Source organism: Hymenobacter sp. PAMC 26628, assembly GCF_001562275.1.
GTDB lineage: Bacteria > Bacteroidota > Bacteroidia > Cytophagales > Hymenobacteraceae > Hymenobacter.
Genome location: NZ_CP014304.1, coordinates 536,395 through 555,115, shown reverse-complemented (window position 1 = coordinate 555,115; position 18,721 = coordinate 536,395). Strand labels below are relative to the sequence as shown.

The 18,721-nt window shown below is 64.8% G+C and carries 12 protein-coding genes; 3 read left to right on the top strand and 9 right to left on the bottom strand.

The window, feature by feature from the left end; translation table 11 throughout:
• Window positions 1-32: 32 nt before the first annotated feature.
• The 7 genes from AXW84_RS02740 to AXW84_RS02710 all read right to left on the bottom strand — a co-directional run bounded on the left by AXW84_RS02740 (window position 33) and on the right by AXW84_RS02710 (window position 11,454).
• Entirely contained in the window at window positions 33-5,669 is a 5,637-nt protein-coding gene (locus AXW84_RS02740) for a hypothetical protein (protein ID WP_157886771.1), read from the bottom strand.
• A 228-nt stretch (window positions 5,670-5,897) separates the two neighbouring features.
• Entirely contained in the window at window positions 5,898-6,728 is an 831-nt protein-coding gene (gene prmA / locus AXW84_RS02735; protein WP_068228335.1) for a 50S ribosomal protein L11 methyltransferase, read from the bottom strand.
• Between the two features lie 129 nt (window positions 6,729-6,857).
• Window positions 6,858-8,264 (bottom strand): hypothetical protein, encoded by a 1,407-nt coding sequence (locus AXW84_RS02730; protein WP_068228329.1) that lies wholly within the window; start codon window positions 8,262-8,264, stop codon window positions 6,858-6,860.
• Entirely contained in the window at window positions 8,243-9,004 is a 762-nt protein-coding gene (locus tag AXW84_RS02725; RefSeq protein ID WP_068228326.1) for an ABC transporter ATP-binding protein, read from the bottom strand. The genes AXW84_RS02730 and AXW84_RS02725 overlap by 22 nt, the downstream gene beginning before the upstream one ends.
• Before the next feature lie 115 nt (window positions 9,005-9,119).
• On the bottom strand, window positions 9,120-9,527 hold the full coding sequence (locus AXW84_RS02720) for a hypothetical protein (RefSeq protein ID WP_068228317.1): 408 nt from the start codon (window positions 9,525-9,527) through the stop codon (window positions 9,120-9,122).
• Window positions 9,528-9,742: 215 nt separating this feature from the next.
• Window positions 9,743-10,504, bottom strand: a complete 762-nt coding sequence (gene tpiA / locus AXW84_RS02715; RefSeq protein WP_068228314.1) for a triose-phosphate isomerase — start codon at window positions 10,502-10,504, stop codon at window positions 9,743-9,745.
• Window positions 10,505-10,548: 44 nt separating this feature from the next.
• A complete protein-coding gene (locus AXW84_RS02710; RefSeq protein ID WP_068228312.1) occupies window positions 10,549-11,454 on the bottom strand; it encodes a tryptophan-rich sensory protein in 906 nt (301 codons plus the stop codon).
• A gap of 218 nt (window positions 11,455-11,672) precedes the next feature.
• On the opposite strand from AXW84_RS02710, the gene AXW84_RS02705 reads away from it, so the two are divergent.
• Complete coding sequence (locus tag AXW84_RS02705) at window positions 11,673-12,107, top strand: DUF4174 domain-containing protein (RefSeq protein ID WP_068228309.1); 435 nt, start codon at window positions 11,673-11,675, stop codon at window positions 12,105-12,107.
• 5 nt (window positions 12,108-12,112) lie between these two features.
• Here AXW84_RS02705 and AXW84_RS02700 read toward each other — a convergent pair whose 3' ends face one another.
• Window positions 12,113-12,511, bottom strand: a complete 399-nt coding sequence (locus AXW84_RS02700; protein ID WP_068228308.1) for a DUF2251 domain-containing protein — start codon at window positions 12,509-12,511, stop codon at window positions 12,113-12,115.
• A gap of 6 nt (window positions 12,512-12,517) precedes the next feature.
• On the bottom strand, window positions 12,518-15,355 hold the full coding sequence (gene uvrA, locus AXW84_RS02695) for an excinuclease ABC subunit UvrA (RefSeq protein ID WP_068228307.1): 2,838 nt from the start codon (window positions 15,353-15,355) through the stop codon (window positions 12,518-12,520).
• 223 nt (window positions 15,356-15,578) lie between these two features.
• Here uvrA and AXW84_RS02690 point away from each other — a divergent pair, with 223 nt between their 5' ends.
• Together AXW84_RS02690 and AXW84_RS02685 are read left to right on the top strand one after the other, a co-directional pair.
• Window positions 15,579-17,054 carry an alpha/beta hydrolase family protein gene (locus AXW84_RS02690; protein ID WP_068228305.1) on the top strand — a complete coding sequence of 492 codons (1,476 nt, stop codon included), beginning with the start codon at window positions 15,579-15,581 and terminating at the stop codon, window positions 17,052-17,054.
• A 28-nt stretch (window positions 17,055-17,082) separates the two neighbouring features.
• A complete protein-coding gene (locus AXW84_RS02685) occupies window positions 17,083-18,501 on the top strand; it encodes an alpha/beta hydrolase (protein ID WP_068228301.1) in 1,419 nt (472 codons plus the stop codon).
• Window positions 18,502-18,721 lie beyond the last annotated feature (220 nt).

Sequence of the window (18,721 nt, the reverse complement as noted above, 5' to 3'; positions counted from 1 at the left end):
CGCTGCACTGCAACGGGGCCTTTTCGGCTGGCTTACGAATCCCCGAAGGGGTCTTCGGTCGCGCCTTTTTTCTTCTTCTTTTTTTTTGGGGCATCGTCCACCGGGGCCTCGGTGGGGGCCGCGTCGGCATCGGCGGCCGCGGCCTGCTCCTTGTCCTTCTTCTTTTTCTTCGACTCCTTGGCCGACTCCTCGGCGGGTGCAGCGGCATCCGCTGGGCGGGTGGCTACAGCCTCTTTATTTACCGGCGCAGCAGCGGCCGGAATTGTAGCGGCGGGGGTTTGGGTGGCCGCCGTAGGAGTTGCCGCGGCTGGTGCCGGGGCGGCACCAGCTGGTGCGGCGGCCGGCACAGGAACTGTTTTCTTCTCGGGGGCCCCAGCCGCAGGCGTGGCGGCAGTACCCACGGTTTCGGCGTCGCCGAAGGGGTCGTCGCCCTTGGACTTTTTCTTCTTCCGGGGGGCCTCCTCCGCTGGGGTAGCGGCCTCCAGCGTTGGCTCCTTTCGCTTCTTCTTAGACGATTCCACCGCCGGCGGGGCGCTGGCGTCGGTGATTTCGCCGCTGCTGAAGGGGTCGTTGTCCTTGGCTTTTTTCTTCTTCTTGCTAGTATCCACCGTCGGCTCTTCGGCCTTAGGCGGCGCGGCGGCGCGGGCGGCCAGCTTGCCACTCTGGCCCAGGTAGTCGCGCTGGAAGCGGCTGCGGAAGCCGTCCACATCGCCAAAGTCGCCCAAGAAGACCCCGTAGTTCAGGGCCGTGTTGTAGTCGCCTTTCTGGGCCTTCGTGATTTCGCCGTCGTAGTTTTCGCTCTGGCTCTTGGTCAGCAGCAGGTTGTTGGCGTACTTGAAGTAGTACCAATCCTGCGAATCGGCTTCGAGGTAAATCTCCACTTCGTCGGTCGAGTTGTTGCGCTTGATTTCGACATAGCCGTCCACCAGCGCGTTCAGGCTTTGCTTGCCTACGCCGGCCACCCCAATTTTACCCACCGAATACCAGGCTTTTTTCTTGTCGTTCCAGCGCAGGTTCACGCGGCTCAGCAGCAGGGTGTGGGCCAGCTTGGGGCTGAGCTTGGCCAGCGCCACGGCCTGGCCTTTGTTGCTCAGGTAGGTTTCTACGCCCTTGCTGCCCACGAATTCGCCCAGCTTGTACAGCTCGTTGGGCGAGCCGTCCAGGGCCTCGGGCGAGCCCTTGGTCACGGCCACCATTTCGGTACCGAGCACATCCAAGGCCTTGGCGGGCATCACGATGTCGAGGCCCAGCAGGGCATCTACGCGGTAGGCGGCGCTGTCAGGGTTGGCCACGCCCACGCCACTGCCCACCATGCGGTATTCTTTGGTTGACTTAATGAACGTGAGGGGGCCCCGGAAGCCCATCTGGCCCGTCGAGTCCTTGTAGGTCATCACGGCGCCGTCGTAGCGGTTGGCGTCGGTCAGGTCGTTGCGCGAGATGGTGAACAGGCCCTGCTTGGCATCGTAGTGCAGCTTGCCATCGACGGTGAACAGCGGCACGTCCGTCTCGTTGGGCAGTGCCGATGCGTAGAGCGGATACACGCTGTTCGACTGGTCAGACAGGAACAGGCCGGTTACCAGCGGCGAGCCGTCTTCGGTTTTGGCGTCGCGCAGCGTCAGGGTAATATTCTTGGGGTCGATGCTGTCCTTCACCGGGAACCACTGGGCCCGGGCCAAGTCCTTGCCGAACTGCAGCTGCACCTGGCCGTCGAAGATCAGGCCCCGCTTTTGCGAGTTCAGCTTCACATCGCCGCGGTAGCCTATGCGCGGGGCCAGCAGAAACTTGGTATTCGTCTGCACCGTGGCCACGGCTATTGTAGCTAGGCCCTGGACGGGACCCGCCGCGTCGGCAGCCACCGCTTTTTTCTTGAACAGGCCGCCGTTTTTGCGTGCCGCGGCCACCACCGACGAGTCGCTGGCGAAGTTGGTGAACTTGAGGGCGAACGAGTCGCGCACCGTTTTGAAGCTGTACAGCGCGTCGCCAGTAAAGGCATCGCGCGACGCCACCTTGATGTTTCCCTTGTAGAGGTGGTGGAACTTGGCCAGCGAATCGAGTACCACGCCCGCGTTGCGCAGGGTTGTGATCTGAGCGTTGGCCAGGATGCTCACCCGGCCCGAATCGGGCACAATCCAGGCATCGGCGGAGGCGATGTAGGGCACGCCGCCGGCCTGCAAGCGGTAACGGGCCAGGTCGTACACGCCGGTAGCGGCCCGAAACTTTAGCCCGTGCTGGGCCGCGCCGGTGGCGTAGAAATACGACTTGGTGGAATCGGCCCCCGGGGCCACGCGCAGCTGCACCGACTTCTTCTTGAAGTCCCAGCGCCCGCCGCTGAGCGTGGTGCTGAACTGCGAATACGGCAGGTCGATACTGGCCTTGCTGCCGGGCTCGCGCGAGAAATCGGCGTAGCCTTTCTTCAAATCGTACTGGAACGCCACCTCGTTGGCGGTGAGGGCAGGCTTGTTGGCCTCGGCCGATTTCACGCTCAGCGTGGCCTTGCGGCCGCTGTAGCCGTCGGTTTTAAACGTGAAGTCGGGCGATTTGATGAAAGACTGGGGCCCGTCGAGGCGGCCGTCGCCACCGGTGCCCTTGGGCGTGAGCAGCGCCCGGCCCCGGAAGCTGTAGGCGTCGTTGGCGTAGAGCTTGATGGGGGCCCCGGCGCGGGGCGTGGTCAGGTACATCGAGTCGGCCTTAACGACCCAGTTCATGAGGTAGCCAGCTGGCAAGGCCATGCGCGGCGAGTTGACGCCGGCCGAGTTGCGGGCCGCAATTTCGCCGGTCTTGCCCTCCGTCACCACCGAGTCGCGGTAAAACGTGAATCGGTCCGAGGTGAACGTGCCGCTCTGGTACTTTACGGTGCCATCGGCTTGCAGGCCGCGGCTGTCGAGCTTCACTTTGTTGAACACGCGCCCCTTGCCCTTATAGAGCGGAAAGCCTTCCTTCGGCACATCGTACACGAAGCCCAGCGAGCCGTCGGGCTGCGGGGTGAGCTTGGTTTTGATGTCCGGGATGACGCCGCCGCTGCGGAACGTGCCGTCGAAGCCGCTGGCCGTTTGGCCCAGGTTGTTGAGCGAATCGAGGCGGAACGGCGGGATGTCAAACACCATCGTCGAGTCATAGGCCCCGCCCAGCACGTCCTGCTTACCGAAGAATACGCTGGCCCCGGTCTTGGAATCGAAGGCCGGGAAGTTCGGCTTTTTCTTGCGGCCCGACTTGTTGCGCGGGTCGTTCAGAAACAGCCGGCCGCTCGACACCTTGCCCCGGTTGGTGAGGGCGAAGTCGAAGTGTTTGCCGTTGTTGCTCTTGCCGGCCACTTTCTTGGGCTGGCTGCGAATGACCATCGAGTCAATCTTGGCCATGTCGACGTAAAACCCGTCGTAGTCGAAGGCAAATTCCTTGCCTTTAAAGCGCATGGCCGCCGCCACCACCGTGCCGCTGAACTTGATGTTGCGGTTCTTCTGCACCCGCACCAGGCTGCTGTCGGGCCGCACGTACACGGCCAGCGAGTCGTCGGTGAAGTTGAACCGGTCCACCCCACGGATGAGCAGCTCGTTGGTGGCCAGGTTGAGGGTGGCGTTGCGCCCAGCGCCCGACAACGACTTGATGGCCAAGTGGTCGTAGTCCTTGCGGTTGCGGGCCGAGGCCACGTAGTGCAGGCCCTTGGGCAGGATGGTAACAGCACCTGTCTGGCCATTCCACTGCACGTAGCCTTCGCGGGCGAGGCCAGCCATGGCGCTGCGCAGGTTGCCTTCAGCCGTGTTCAGGTCGGTGGCAATGTCGCTCACGTTCAGGGTACGGGCGTTGCCGTGTTCCTGGCTGTAGCCCACCAGCATTTGCAGCGGATGCAGCCGGTTGATGCTTTTAATCTGCTGGTAGCGCGAATCGGTGTAGAATTCCTGGCTCTCAAAATCGGCCGTTTGCTGGTTCTTGGCCGTCAGCACTTCGAAGTTGATGGTGGGTTGGTGCAGGTCCCAGGTGAGCTGCTCGGAGCGGATTTCGAGCTTGTGGTACGAGTCATTAAACGGCGTGTTCTTATACAACCCGTCCTCCCGTGAGAGGCGCAGCAGCTGCTTGTCGCGCAGGTAGCGCACCGCTACCCCGGGGTGCGTCAGCGAGTCCTGGCCCTGGTAGATGGTAATGGCCGCGCGGCCGGCTGTTATCATCGAGTCGCTAAGGATATAAGCCCGCGAGGCGGCCCGGAACTTGCGCTGGCCGCCCTCGCTCACCACCAGTGTAGCTAGTGAACCGTCGAGCGCCGCGCTCAGCAAGCGGCTGCCGGCCAGCGAGATGCCGCCCCGGTAGGCAATGTTGCCGCCCAGGCTTTTCAAGCGGGCGTCGTTGGTGAGGGAGATGAAGCGCGGGTAGCCGTTGTCGGCGGCGCCGGGTTTGCGGCGCACGCTGCGGTAGCTCAGGGCCCCCTTCACGGGCGCTTCGAGCAGGGCGGCGTAGGTCAGCGTCACGGGCTGGGCCGTGAATTCGGGCTTGCTCAGGTCGAAGTCGAACCCGCCGAGCACGGCTGTCACGGGGTTGTTCTTCACCGTCCAACCAAACTGGCCACCCGTGCCCACGAAGCGGCTGGTGCCGGGCACCACCGTGCCACTCACTTGGTGCAGCGCCACCGAGTCGCCGGCCGTAGCCATCACCAAATCGGCGTCTTTTATCACCATTACGGCGCCCCGGGTGGGTGGCGGCGAGTAGGTATCGTAGCTGGCGCTGGGCTCGAAGCCGGCCGTGCTAGGCGCAAAATCGGCGGGGTTGGCGGCCGGCGCGCTGGCGGTTGCAGTGGGCTTGGCGGGCGCGGCGTTGGCGGGGGCCCCGGCTTTGGGGGCCGTCTTGGCTACGGCTTTTTTGGCCGGCGCTTTTTTCTTGGCGGGGGCCCCCCAGCCGTCGTCGGCCTTGCCCCAGCCGTCGTCCTTATCGCCCCAGCCGCTGCTGGCCGATGGCGATGACCACAGGTCAGACGTGTCCCAGCCGCTGCTGGACTTCTTCTTTTTAGCTACAGGTTTGGCGGCTGCCTTAGGGGCAGTTTTGGCCGTGGGCTTGGCGGCCGGCAGCGGCTCGTCTTTCACCGGCGCGGGGGCCCCAAACTCCAGGTTGGAAACCGGGGCCGCGATGGGCGAATAGGCAAACGACACGGTGCCGCCCGCCGCCCGCAGCGAGTTAAAGCCCGAGCGGTACAGGTAGCCCCCGTTCAGGAACCGGCTGCTGGAGATGAAAAACTTGTCGGTTTCTGCCACTGGCTCCTTATCCAGCGTTTGGGCCAGCACGTCGAGGTACTGGTCGAGTTGCGCGGGGCTGAGCTTGGCCGTGGTGGCCGCGCCAATCAGGGCCTTAAAAAACGTTTCGAACTGCGGCCGGGGCCGGAATTTCTTGGCCAGCATGGCCTGCGACACCTCCACGATGCGCGCCTGCTGGGGCCCCGTGAAGCTGCTGCTGCCCCACAGCTGCTGGAGTTGGGCCCCCACAGCCTTCGCCGGGGCGTTGTTGGTGCTGGCCAGCATGGCCTGCACGTCCACCATGAACTGGGCGGGCTCGGACGAGAGCCGGCCGCGGACGGGGCCCGCGGGCGGCGTGGCCGCGGCCTTGGCCGCCGGCAGCGATTGGGCCGCCGCCGGCCGTCCACTGCCCCACACACCGGCCGCCAACGCGGCCACAACAAGGAGATATCTCATAGCAATAGCAATCTAAAACCCGCCGCGCCCCAAGGATTGATAGCGCAGGTGCAGCGTCGGGGCTACAATTTCGGAAATTGCCGGGACATCTGCCCTGCCCACCGGCCCGCCTGGCTGGCGCGGCAACGCGCCGTACCAGCCAAAACGTGCCCGGGGCCCTAATTATTATATTTCAACCAATTTACTATCAAATATTTAAGAGAAATATCTTGATATGTTATAATTTTCTCAAGCTTTCACAAAAATTGCCGATACCCAGCTCCGCAGGGTGCGGTGGCGCTGGTAAACGAGGCCGTGGCGCGTCGCTTCATTCTTTATTTTATCCAAGTCTTCCTCGTAGAAGCCGCTGAATAGAATGGGTTTGCCGCTGGGCAGCAGGGCGGCGTAGGCGTGCATGTCTTCGAGCAGCACGTTGCGGTTAATGTTGGCCAGGATGAGGTCGAAGGGCGCTTCGCCGGCCAGCACTTCCACCCCGCCCAGGCGGCACTCGATGGTGCGGCACTGGTTTTCGGCGGCGTTGTCGGCGGCGTTTTCTACGGTCCAGGGCTCCACGTCGACGGCCAGCACCTGGCGGGCCCCCAGCATTTCGGCCATGATGGCCAGGATGCCCGTGCCGCAGCCCATGTCGAGCACGCGCAGCCCGCGGTGGTCGATATCGAGCTGGTTTTCAATCATCAGGGCCGTGGTTTCGTGGTGGCCCGTGCCGAACGACATGCGCGGCATAATCACGATGTCGTAATCGACGCCCGCGGGCTGGGGGTGAAACGGGGCCCGCACCGACACCCGCTCGGCGATGATGAGCGGCTGGAAGTTTTTCTCCCACTCGGCGTTCCAGTTTTGGCGGGTGATAACGCGGTGCGCGTGGCTCAGTTCGCCCAGGGCCTCGTAGCGGGCCATGATTTCGGCCACGCCGTCGGGGTCGAACGCGGCCTCGGTGGTGTAGGCGCAGAAGCCGGCGTCGTTGTCTTCGAAGGTGTCGAAGCCCACTTCGCCCAGCTCGGCCACCAGGATGTCGGCCAGCTCGCGGGGGGCCTCAACGGTCAGTTCAATAAAGTCCATGCGGGAAAAGGAATTAAAAATGAAGAATTAAAAATTAAAAATGAGTGGATTTATGGTCGGATTCGACCATTTTTAATTCTTCATTTTTAACTTTTAATTCCTTTTGTAGCCGCAAAGGTCGCCGAAAAATCAGGCCCCGATGCCGCGCCACAGCCGCCGGCGTAGGGCCCCGTCGTTGCGCAGCACGGCGCGCACCGGCCACCAAGCCGATGCCGTGATGGCCAGCGCCAGCGCCACGCGCGCCCACCACCAAGGCAGAAAGTACAGCGCGGCCGCTGCGACCACGGTCACCAGGCCCATCAGCACGCTGTTGTTTTTGTTGACGTTGGAAAAATTGATGGCCTTGCTCACCGCCTTGGCCTGGTAGAGGGAACTCCACAGGCCCACGCTGGTGAGGGCCAGAGCGTAGAGCGGCACCAGCCCCAGGTAGGGCCACACCGTGCTGGGGAACAGCGCCAGCACCAGTAGCACGCTCAGCAAGCCATCGAGCACCACCACTGGCACCACCAGCCGCAGGTACTGCAATACGCGCGGCGTAAGACCCAGGCGCAGCAGTTCGTTGGCCGCCAGCCCTTGCATGAAGCCGAACAGGTTATTATTAATGTACGTGAAGCCGCTGATGCCCGCCAAGCCCAGGTAGAAAGTGAACTGCTTGTCGATGCCCAGCCCTTCGGCCAGTTGCCAGCGGGCAAGGCCCAGCAGCAGGATTTTCAGCGCCAGGCCCAGCAGCAGCAGGCCCCACGTCCGACGCAAGTAGGCACGGTGCTCGGGCGGCAGGCGGCTCAATAGGGCCCCGGCCGGGGCCCCAGCTACTGCCGGAGCCACCGCATCGGGCAGGAAGGGGGAGCTAAAATAGGGCCCCAGCCAGGCCAGCTGCGCCGCCCCCAGCGCCCACGGCAGCAGGGCCATGCCCAGACCCAGCGCCGGCGCATAGGCCGCGGCCGGGTGGGTCAGCCACCACAGCATCAGCCCCAGGCTGGCCAGGTGGGCCGGCAGCAGCGGGTGCCGCCAGCGCCGCAGCGCCAGCAGCAGCCGCAGGTTGAAGCTGAACGCAGTGGCTCCCAGCACCAGCAGCAGGCTAAAGCCCGTGGTGCCGGCCTGCCGGGGTGCCACGGCCAGCGCTGCCAGCAGCAGCACGAGAATGAGCAGCCGGCGCAGGGTGATGAAATCGAGCAGGAAAGCCGCGGCTACGTTCCAGCGGGCCGAAACCGGAAAATGCTCCGGCACCACCCGGGTAACGGGCCGCACGGCGGGCAGGAAATCGACGAACAGCGCCGAGGCCAGCAGGGTAGCGTTCAAGCTCAGCAATAGCTTGCCGGAGCCCCCGGCCGAAGCCAGCGCATTGGTGTGGTTCAGCAGGAAGCCCAGGCCCACGCCGTAGAGGGCCGTGAGGGCCAGCAGCAGCAGGGTCCCGGTGCGTTCGCCGCCATCGGCGGGCCAGAGCACGGCCCGTAGGCGGCGGCCCAGCAGGTAGGGCAGGAAGTGGCCGAGCCGGCCCGCCGGGGCCGGGGGCCCTAGCGTTGCGCGGTCAGCCATGTTAGGTCCTGGGCTTGGTTGGTGGCCGGGTGCAGCAGCTGGAGCAGGGCATCGCCGAGGGCGGCGCGCTCGCCGTGCGCGAACCCTTCCATCGTGCCCCAGAATTTCACTTCGCTCTCGTCAATCACTAGTAAGTGGGTGGCCAGCTGCTCGATGTGGGCCAGGTTGTGCGACGAGACGAAGGTGAGGGCCTGCGGCTGGTAGCTGCGCAGCAGGCCCAGCACGCGGTCGGCGGCAAACACGTCGAGGCCGTTGAAGGGCTCGTCGAGAATCAATAGCTCGGGGCGGTGCAGCAGGCACGAGGCAATGGCCACGCGCTGCTTCATGCCGGTAGAGAACGTACTCAGGCGCTTGCGGTGCACAGTGTCGTAGTCTTCGAGCAGGTGGCCCAGCAGGCTGGCAATGCGGGCCTGGGCATCGGGCAGCGCGTAGATGCGGGCTACGAACTGTAAGTACTCCTCGGCCGTGAGCTCTTCCACCAAATAGCCTTGGTTGACGAGGGCCCCCATGCGGTGCTTCACGGCCACGGGGAAGGTTTCGCCCAGCCCCGCGCCATCGATAATAATCTGGCCCTGGCTGGGCAGCAGTACGTTGGTAAGCAGGTTGAAGAGTGTGCTTTTGCCGGCGCCGTTGCGGCCCAGCACGCCCACGCAGTAGCCAGTGCGGGCCGTCAGGCTGACGTCGCGCAGCACGGTTTTGGGCCCAAAGGATTTGGAGAGGTGGCGTAGTTCTAATTCCATCGGCGGCAAAATACGGCCGTTCGGGCGCCCTGGGGCCCCGCAGTATCCTGCCACAAAAAAAGCCGCCTCCCAAAGGAAGCGGCTTGCTAACGGCTTACATTTTTAACCTGCTTGCTTACTGCGTTTTGCAGCCTGCGAAGGAGCGCACCGGCGTGTAGTGAATCGTGAAATCAGCCAAGCCGCGGGTGGGCGTCACGAACAGCACATAGTCGGCGAAGTCACGGTTGGGGGCTTCGGCCCAGAGCCCGGCCTTATCGGCAAAGAGCTTGTTTTCTTCCTTGAACACCAGCAAATCGGCAAAGGCCTGGTCAGGCTCCACGTACACGATGCCGAAGCAGCCGTTGCGCCGCGTCGGGTCGGTTTCGAGGTAGATGGAGCCGTACACCTTGCACGGGTCGACGGAGCCGTGCCGGGCCGCGGAGGCCGGCCGGCGGGTTTCTAGCTTAGGGGCCCCGGCGCCCGGCGTGGCCATGAGCGGGGCCCCCAGCGCCAGCAGCGCCGCGCAGAGAAAGGAGAAAAACACGGGCAGGCAAGGGGTTAAAGCACGAAAAAGCTACGGGGGCCCCAAAGCAAAAAGCGGGCCCTAGTGCCTAGAGATTATCCGAACAGAAAACAGGAAAACGGTCATGCTAAGCCTGTCGAAGCATCTCTACCATACAAGTAATCCTGCTGATTGAGTTAGTAACGCGGGAGAGGTGCTTCGACAGGCTTGGCATGACACCCTATTGTGATAGGTTCTTAAAACGACCGAACGATGGTCACAAAATCGGCCGCCTTCAGCGAAGCGCCGCCGATGAGGCCGCCGTCCACGTCGGGCTGGCTGAACAGCTCGCGGGCGTTCTGGGCGTTGGCCGAGCCGCCGTAGAGGATGGACACGTCGGCGGCGGCGGCGCCGGTGTAGGCGCGGGCCACTTGCTCGCGGATGAAGGCGTGCACTTCCTGCGCCTGAGCGCTGGTGGCGGTTTTGCCAGTGCCGATGGCCCACACGGGCTCGTAGGCGATGACAATCTGGGCAAATTCCTCGTTGCTAAGGTGAAACAAGCCGTCCTTCAACTGCTTGGCGATGAAGTCAAAGGTTTCATCGGACTCGCGGGTTTCGAGCGACTCGCCGACGCAGAAAATGGGCTTGAGGCCGGCAGCCAGGGCGGCCTTCAGCTTCTGGCCCAGCAGCACGTCGTCTTCGCGGAATTGCTGGCGTCGCTCCGAATGGCCCAAAATCACGTATTCGCAGCCCACCGAGGCCAGCATCGGGGCGGCCACTTCGCCGGTGAAGGCGCCGCTTTCTTTCTGGTGGCAGTTTTGGGCCCCCAGGTGCACGGTGCCGCCTTTGGGCAATTTTTCGCCTACCCCAGCCAAAAATGGAAACGGGGGGCACACCACCACCACCGGGTCGGTGGGCGTGGCAGCGCCCAGCTGGTCAACAATTTCTGAAATCAGCGCGAGAGCCCCTGGGTAGGCAAGGTTCATTTTCCAGTTGCCGGCAACGAAGTTTTGGCGCATAGCACAAAGTAGGGGTGAGACCCCGCAAAGCTACGCGGCGCGCGCTATGCGGGCTTTTGGGTGGGCGGCGCTGGCTCAGCCGCGGCCCGGCGGCGGGCCAGGGCGGCGTTTTCGGCTTCGGCGGCGGCCGTGGCAATTTCCCACGGCTGCCGGTGGCGGCCCACCCGCGACAGTGCGAAGCCGCCGATAGCCGCCACGGCCGCCCCAGCCAGTGCGGCCCATCCCAGTTCGGGCACTTCGCGCAGCCGCACCACCCAAATGGCCACCAGGGCCCAGGCAATGACCAATGGAAACGCCACTTCTTGAAATACCCGGCTGATGAGGAGCGCTAGGGCCACCACCACCACTAGCAGACTTAGCGCCAGCACAATGGCACCGCCTTGCACGGGCTGCCACCCCAATTGCCGGAACCCAATGGTAATGTTGATGACCGAGGCCACCGAAATCCAGCCCAGGTACAAGGCCACTGGCAGGCTGGCCCAGGCCGGGGCCGCCTGGGCCAGCACCCGCCGCCGGGCCCGCCCGTAGGCCGCCACGAGCGTGCCCAGAATAACCAGCATCACGCCCACGCTGGGCAAAATCAGCTCGTAGGCAAACAGCACCACCCACGCGCCGGTGGCCACGTTGGCCAGGGCCAAGGGCTTAGCCAGCGCATCGGGCAGCGAGAGCAGGCGCTGGGCGGGCAGCAGTTGCCACACCGCATAAATGGTCAGGCCCAGGAAAATCACGCCCCAAATGCTGAACGCGTAGCCCGCCGGCGTCAGCAGCGTCGGGTACTTGGCCGACACGGCACCCATGGTCTGCCCGTTCAGCGGGTGGGTGTTGGAGTAGTAATTGAGGAAAATGTTGCCGAAAATGGCCGCCGCCGCCAGCCAGCGCCACGCGCGGCCGGTGGCCGAACGTTCGGGAGTTGCGTAGTGGTCGGGCGGGTGGGAATGGGCGGAGGACATTGCTGCGAAGGCGATGAGGGGAACAGTTACGAACAAAGCAGCAACCCTAGTTTGATTGGACGCCCACCCAATCGACCAGCTCCGGGGCCTGCTCGCCCAGCAGCAGCTTTCCACCGGCGAACCCAGCCACTAACCGCCAAAGCCGGCGACTTTTGTTGGCTTTGCGTTGCCCTATGGGGCCACAAGGTTAACGGGTCTTTTTAAAAAAACAACTCATCGTGAAATATTTCTGTTTCCTCCTGGCCGCGCTCCTGGGGCCCCTGCCCTGGGCGGCGGCCCAAACGCCCAACGCGACGCCGTTGCAACAGGCCCTGCGCGCCGGCCGCGACCAACGCCGCTTCCTGCTGGTGGGGGCCCCCAGCGCCGAGCACCCCGACTTCAAGCGCCAAAAAGCCCTGCTGGCCGCAGCCGCCGACCAGCTGCAAGCGCGCGACCTTCGGGTACTGGATGTGTTTTACGACCAGCTGAGCCCCACCGACCACCAGCTGGCGCAGCGCCTGGGCCTGCGGCCGCCCGCGTTTGGCGTAGTGCTGGTGGGCAAAGACGGCGGGGCCAAGCGCACCAGCGCCACGCCCCTGGCGCCCGACGACCTGTTCGGCACGGTGGACAAGATGCCCATGCGGCGGCAGGAAATGCGCCGGCGCGGCCAGTAGCGGGCTCAGGCCCCGAAGTACTGCTCTACCAACTCGTCGGTTAGCTCGCGCTTGGGCACCTGGCCATGGGGCGCCGGCGGGAAGGCGTTGCGGCAGAACCCGGCCCGGCGCTGGAAGTCGTACAGGGCGTGGCAGTGGCCGTTGATGACGAGCGCGGCCCCCGTTTCCCCCACCGTCCAGAACAGCTGCACCGCCACGGGGATATGCCGGTCGGCCACATCGGCCACGTCGTACACGTGCAGCGCGTCGAGCATGGTCGTTTCGGGCCCCGGCGCCACGGCGTAGAAGTAGCCGGTGGTGCCGTCGTCTTCAAAAACCACCTGCGCCGTGCCGGCCGCGGCGGTGCTCACCAGCACCGTATCGGGGGTGCCCACCGCCACGGTGGCTTCGGTGCCGAGCTGCATGGGGCCCTATACTTTGTCGGCCAGGAAGCGGGCCGTGTGGTTTGTGTCCTTCAGCTTCACCAGTTCCTCGGGCGTACCTTCGAAGAGCAGGTGGCCGCCGTTGAGGCCGCCTTCGGGGCCCAAATCAATCAGCCAGTCGGCGCACTTGATGATGTCCACGTTGTGCTCGATGATGAGCACCGAGTTGCCCTGCTCAATCAGCGCATTCAGGGCCCCCAGTAGCTTGGCAATGTCGTGGAAGTGCAGGCCGGTGCTGGGCTCGTCGAAGATGAACAGGATCTTATCCTGCTGCAACGTAGCGCCTTTGGTGAGGAACGAGGCCAGCTTCACGCGCTGGGCCTCGCCGCCGCTCAGCGTGTTGGCCGACTGCCCGAGGCGGATGTAGCCCAGGCCCACGTCCTCCAGTGGCTGAAGGCGCTCGGCCACTTTGGGCTGGCTTTTGAAGAACTGCACGGCGTCGGCCACGGTCAGCTCCAGCACTTCGTCGATGCCTTTGTCCTGAAATTTCACGTCCAGCACGTCCTGCTTGAACTTGCGGCCGCCGCAGCTTTCGCAGGTCAGGTAGATGTCGGCCATGAACTGCATCTCAATCTTCACCTGGCCCTCGCCCTGGCACACCTCGCAGCGGCCCCCGTCGACGTTGAACGAGAAGTGCGACGGCTTGAAGCCCCGCGCCTTGGCCAGCGGCTGCTCCGAAAACAGCGTGCGGATGGCGTCGTAGGCCTTCACGTAGGTGACGGGGTTGGAGCGCGACGACTTGCCGATGGGGTTTTGGTCCACGAACTCGACGTGCGATACCTGGCCCTGCACGCCGGTCAGCTTGTCGAACTTGCCAGTGCTTTCGCCCGCGCCGCCGCCCAGCTGCTTCATCAGGGCCGGGGCCAGGATGCGCTTGATGAGCGTGGACTTGCCCGAGCCCGACACGCCCGTAACGACGGTCATCACGCCGAGCGGCACTTTCACGCTTACGTTCTTGAGGTTGTTTTCGCGGGCCCCGGTCAGCTCCAGGGCGTTGCGCCAGGGGCGGCGCACGGCGGGCACGTGCACCGCCAGGGCCCCGCTGAGGTACTTGCCGGTGTAAGTGGCCGTGTCGCGCAGCAGCTCGGGGTACGTGCCCTGGAACATGAGGTGGCCGCCGCCGCTGCCGGCCTCGGGGCCGATGTCGATGATCTGGTCGGCGGCCTCCATCATCTTCTCCTCGTGCTCCACCACCACCACGGTATTACCGAGTTCTTGCAACGAGCGCAGCACGCCAATCAGCTGCTCAGCGTCCTTGGGGTGCAGGCCGATGCTGGGCTCGTCGAGCACGTACATCGAACCCACCAGCGCCGAGCCCAGCGACGTGGCCAGCGAAATGCGCTGGCTCTCGCCGCCGCTCAGCGTGTTGCTCAAGCGGTTGAGGGTGAGGTATCCCAGGCCCACGCGGTTGAGGTAGCCCAGGCGGTTGGTGATTTCCGTCACGAGGCGCTCGGCCACTTTGGCTTCGTGCGCGCTCAGGGCCATGCCAGCGAAGAACTCCAGGGCCCCCGAGATGGGCAGCAGCACCACGTCGGCAATGCTGCGGCCGTCAATTTTCACGTACTGCGCGTCTTTGCGCAGGCGGGTACCGCGGCAGTCGGGGCACACGGTACGGCCCCGGTAGCGGCTTTGCAGCACCCGGTACTGGATTTTATGGCTCTGCTCACTTACCCATTTAAAGTAGGCGTCGAGGCCCTGAAAGTGCTTGTTGCCGGTCCACAGTAGGCGCTGCTCGGCCTCGCTCAGGTCGCTGTAGGGGCGGTGGATGGGAAAGTCGAAGCGGATGCCGTTTTTCAGCAGCGGCTTCAGCCACTCGCCCTGCTTTTCGGTGCGCCAGGGCGCGATGGCGCCCTCGTACACCGTCATGCTCTTGTCCGGAATCACCAAATCCTCGTCGATGCCCAGCACCGAGCCGAAGCCCTCGCAGGTGCGGCAGGCGCCGTACGGGTTGTTGAAGGAGAAGAAGTTGACGCTCGGCTCCTCGAACGTCACACCGTCCAGCTCAAACTTGTCGGAGAACGTGCGCGTCTCATCGTCCAGGCGCAGCAGGCAGGTGCCGTGGCCCTCGAAAAACGCGGTCTGCACCGAATCTGAGAGGCGAAATAATAGGTCTTCGTCGCCGGGGTGCAGCACGGCGCGGTCAATCATGATGAACACCTCCCCTTTCGGCTCCGGGGCCCCCACGGCCAGCAAGTCTTCGATAAAAGCTGTTTCGTCGCCCACCACCACGCGGCTGTAGCCTTTTTGCAGCAGCAAGTCCAGCTCCTTGAGAAGTGTACGGCCCGGGGCCAGGGGCGGCAGCGGGGCCAAAATCATTGCCCGGGTGCCCTCGGGTAGGGCCCCCAAAAAATCTACCACGTCGGCCACGTTATCCTTTTGCACCTGCACGCCGCTAACGGGCGAAAACGTGCGCCCCACCCGGGCAAACAGCAGCTTGAGGTAGTCGTAAATCTCGGTGCTGGTGCCCACCGTCGAGCGGTTGTTCTTGATGCTGACCTTCTGCTCGATGGCGATGGCCGGCGAAATACCGCGGATGTAGTCCACGTCGGGCTTGTCCATGCGGCCCAGGAACTGCCGGGCGTAGCTGCTCAGACTCTCCACGTACATGCGCTGGCCCTCAGCGTACAAAGTATCGAAGGCCAAGCTGGATTTGCCCGAGCCCGAGAGGCCCGTGACGACAATGAATTGGTTGCGGGGCAGGGCCACGCTCAGGTTTTTCAGGTTGTGAACCCGGGCATTTTTGATGAGGATGAACTCGCGGGGGTCGAGTTGGTCAATCGGGTCAGCCGCGGGGGCGGCCACTTGCAGAGCGTCATTTTTGGGCATAGACAAGCTAACAGCGGGCAGGGGGCAAAAGGTTGCGGGCGCAGGCCGTTTCCGCCCGCGCCGCAAAGGAAGCCCGCCGCCGCTGGGCTACCGCCACGCGGCTAGCCGGTCAGCCCCAAGCAACGTTCGCCGAGAAATTTCTTAACATTAACGCATTTTTTGTATTTTTAAACCCTGAATACTCGCAACGTCATTTCTGAGCAGCTTTCGATATAATTATTTTATGATTAAATTTATACTTGTCGCTTTCTTACTCCTTACTTCGCTGGGGCAGCCGGTGCGCGCGGCGGGGGCCCCAGCGGCGGGCCCCGCGCCCCTCAACGGCCAGTGGAAGGGCCCCTTGAAGTTACTCGGCGGCGAGATTACCCTCATTATCACCATCGTGCCGCTTAGCAATGGTACCTACTACGCGGCCCTCGACGCCCCGCAGCAGCGCATCAGCCGCATGCCGGTGGAAGTGGAAGTGAAGGGCGACGACCTCACGCTGCGTATCGAGCAGGCTGGCAGTCGCTTTGTGGGCAAGGTGCTGAACGACGGGGCCAGCCTCAGCGGCACCTGGACGCAGCCGGGCCTGACGGCGCCGCTGGTGCTGCTGCGCGCCGCCGCCTCGAAGCAGGCCGCTAACCGCCTGCGCGCCGCCCCGCCCTACCGCGAGTCCGACGTTGCGTTTCTCAACCCCACCACCCGCCAACACCTCAGCGGCACCGTGACGGTACCGGCCGGCGAGGGCCCCTTCCCGGGCGTGGTGCTGCTCTCCGACTTGGGGCCCCAGGGCCGCGACGCGGAAGTATCGGGCTACCGCATGTTTGGGCAGCTGGCCGACTACCTCACCCGCCACGGCATCGCCGTGCTGCGCTTCGACGACCGCGGCGTGGGCAAATCGGAGGGAATTTATGCCACTGCCACCACCGCCGACCTGGCCACCGACGCGCAGGCCGCCCTGGCTTGCCTGCGGTCCCAGCCCTTGGTATCGGGCGGGCGGGTGGGCCTGTTGGGGCACGGCGAAGGCGCCAACGTGGCCTTGCTGGCCGCCGGGGCCCCCAGCGGCCGGGCGCCGGCCTTTGTGGTGTCGCTGGCCGGCTACGGCGAATCGGGCTACGACGTGCTGCTGCGCCAGCAAAGTGAAATCATGCGCCTGATCGGCGCCGACCCGTCGCAGGTGAAAGCCGCCCAGGACGCCTTTGCCCGCACCGTGGTGCTGGTGCGCCAAACGGCCAACAACGCCACGGCCCGCGCCAAGGTCACGGCCCTGCTCAGCAGCGCCAACACGGGCCTCGACGCGAACATGGCCCGGGCCCGGGCGGCGCAGCTCACCTCGCCCTGGTCGCGTTACTTTTTCGATTTCGACCCGCAAACCCGCCTGGCCCAGGTGCAGTGCCCGGTGCTGCTGCTCAACGGCACGGAGGACCTGCAAGTATCGGTGCGCCAAAACATGACGCCTTTGCAAAAAGCCCTGAACCGCGCCCACAACCCAGCCACGGCCCAGCGCTTGGCCGGTGTAAACCACCTCTTTGAGGCCCCCACCGACCAGTGGACGGTGGTAGACGGGGCACAGCAACCCACGTTTTCGCCCGAAGCCCTGAAGAACATCCACGAGTGGGTGGCGCTCCAGACCAAGTTGCCCGGGGCCCCCTTGCCCGTGACCGTGAAGCGCGCGGCCCCGCGCAAGCCCACTCGCCCCATCCGGGCCCGCGGCTAGGCGCAGCGGCCGGCCGTAGTATTGCAGCATGGTATTACCACTACTTATTAACGCCGCTCGGCAGGCCCTCGGGTGGCTGGGCGGCGCGGCGCTGCTGGCGTTGCCCTTCGGTGCTTGCGCACAAGCCCCTGCCAGCCTCACCGGCGACTGGACGGGCGCGCTGGGTCCCCTCAGCCTCACGGCTCACCTCGCCGACCCCGCCGGGGGCCCCCGCACGGCCACGCTCGACGTGCCGATGCAAAACGCCCAGGGCTTGCCGGTGCAATTCACCGCTCCCACCGCCGACAGCGTGTACCTGCGCCTGCCCCAGGCCAAGGCCTACTTTGCCGGCCGCCGCGCCGCGGGCCAGCAGCTGGTGGGCGAGTGGCACCAAAGCGGCCAGGCCCTGCCCCTCACGCTGGCCCGCGCCGCGGCGGGGTCGCTAGCGGGCCCCCGCCGGCCCCAGTCCCCCAAGCCGCCGTTCCCCTACCAGTCGGCCGACGTAACGTTTACCAACGCCCCGGCCGGCGTAGTGCTGGCCGGCACCCTTACCACGCCGGCCGGTCCGGGGCCCTTCCCGGCCGTGGTGCTGCTGACGGGCTCGGGGCCCGAAGACCGCAACGAAACTCTGTTTGGCCACCAGCCCTTTGGGGTGCTGGCTGACTACCTCAGCCGGCGCGGCATTGCCGTGCTGCGCTTCGACGACCGCGGCGTGGGCCAGTCGGGCGGCTCGCAGGCCACGAGCACTAGCGCCGACTATGCCGCCGATGCACGAGCGGCGCTGGCATTCGTGCGGGCCCGGCCAGGCATTGCCCCGGCGCACGTGGGGCTGCTGGGCCACAGCGAGGGCGGCACCGCCGCTATTGCCGCCGCTGGCCAGCCCCAGGGGCCCAACTTTCTGGTGCTGCTGGCTGCCCCCGGCCTGCCCGGCAACGAGCTGATTGTGCAGCAGGTATTGGCCTTGGGCAAGCTGGGCGGGGCCACCCCAGCCCAATTGCAGAGCGCCGAAAAGATGCAGCGTCAACTAATAACCATCGTGGCGCAAACGCCCGACGACGCCCAGGCCCGCGCCAAGCTGCGCCCCTTGCTTGGCGCCGGCGGCGCGGCCAGCCCGGGGGCCCTGGCGCAGGCCGACGGCAAAATCAACGTGCTGCTCTCGCCCGCTTACCGCCACCTGCTGGCCGACCGCCCCGCCCAAACCCTGCCCCGCGTGCACTGCCCGGTGCTGGCCCTCGGCGGAACAAAAGACGTGCAGGTAGCCGCAGGCCCCAACCTGGCGGCCATTGCCCAGGGCTTAAAAGCAGGCGGCAACCGCGACGTGACCACACAGGCACTGCCCAGCCTCAACCACCTATTCCAAACCGCCCCCACTGGGGCCATTGGCGAGTACGGCACCATCGAAGAAACTTTCGCGCCTAGCGCCCTGCAAATCATCGGCGATTGGGTAGCCGCCCACGCCGGCCGCTAAGAGCTCTACATAAAAGCTGTTTAGGAAGTCGCTGAGGTCAATCAGAACGTCATGCTAAGCGCAGTCGAAGTATCTCTACCGCTCACTAAATCAATCGTTCAGCGATGCGGTAGAGATGCTTTGACTACGCTCAGCATGAGCGGAACCCGATTTCAGCAACAGCTTCGTGGTTATAAAGACTCAATTCCATTACCTCCGGCGCTATTTTGCACCCCGCGCA

What these genes read in the sequence shown, in the direction of transcription:
- AXW84_RS02690 (WP_068228305.1), top strand. Translation starts at nt 15,579, where the DNA reads ATGATTAAATTTATACTTGTCGCTTTCTTACTCCTTACTTCGCTGGGG.
- AXW84_RS02710 (WP_068228312.1), bottom strand. Translation starts at nt 11,454, where the DNA reads ATGTCCTCCGCCCATTCCCACCCGCCCGACCACTACGCAACTCCCGAA.
- uvrA (WP_068228307.1), bottom strand. Translation starts at nt 15,355, where the DNA reads ATGCCCAAAAATGACGCTCTGCAAGTGGCCGCCCCCGCGGCTGACCCG.
- AXW84_RS02740 (WP_157886771.1), bottom strand. Translation starts at nt 5,669, where the DNA reads ATGAGATATCTCCTTGTTGTGGCCGCGTTGGCGGCCGGTGTGTGGGGC.
- AXW84_RS02700 (WP_068228308.1), bottom strand. Translation starts at nt 12,511, where the DNA reads ATGCAGCTCGGCACCGAAGCCACCGTGGCGGTGGGCACCCCCGATACG.
- AXW84_RS02730 (WP_068228329.1), bottom strand. Translation starts at nt 8,264, where the DNA reads ATGGCTGACCGCGCAACGCTAGGGCCCCCGGCCCCGGCGGGCCGGCTC.
- AXW84_RS02725 (WP_068228326.1), bottom strand. Translation starts at nt 9,004, where the DNA reads ATGGAATTAGAACTACGCCACCTCTCCAAATCCTTTGGGCCCAAAACC.
- prmA (WP_068228335.1), bottom strand. Translation starts at nt 6,728, where the DNA reads ATGGACTTTATTGAACTGACCGTTGAGGCCCCCCGCGAGCTGGCCGAC.
- AXW84_RS02685 (WP_068228301.1), top strand. Translation starts at nt 17,083, where the DNA reads ATGGTATTACCACTACTTATTAACGCCGCTCGGCAGGCCCTCGGGTGG.
- tpiA (WP_068228314.1), bottom strand. Translation starts at nt 10,504, where the DNA reads ATGCGCCAAAACTTCGTTGCCGGCAACTGGAAAATGAACCTTGCCTAC.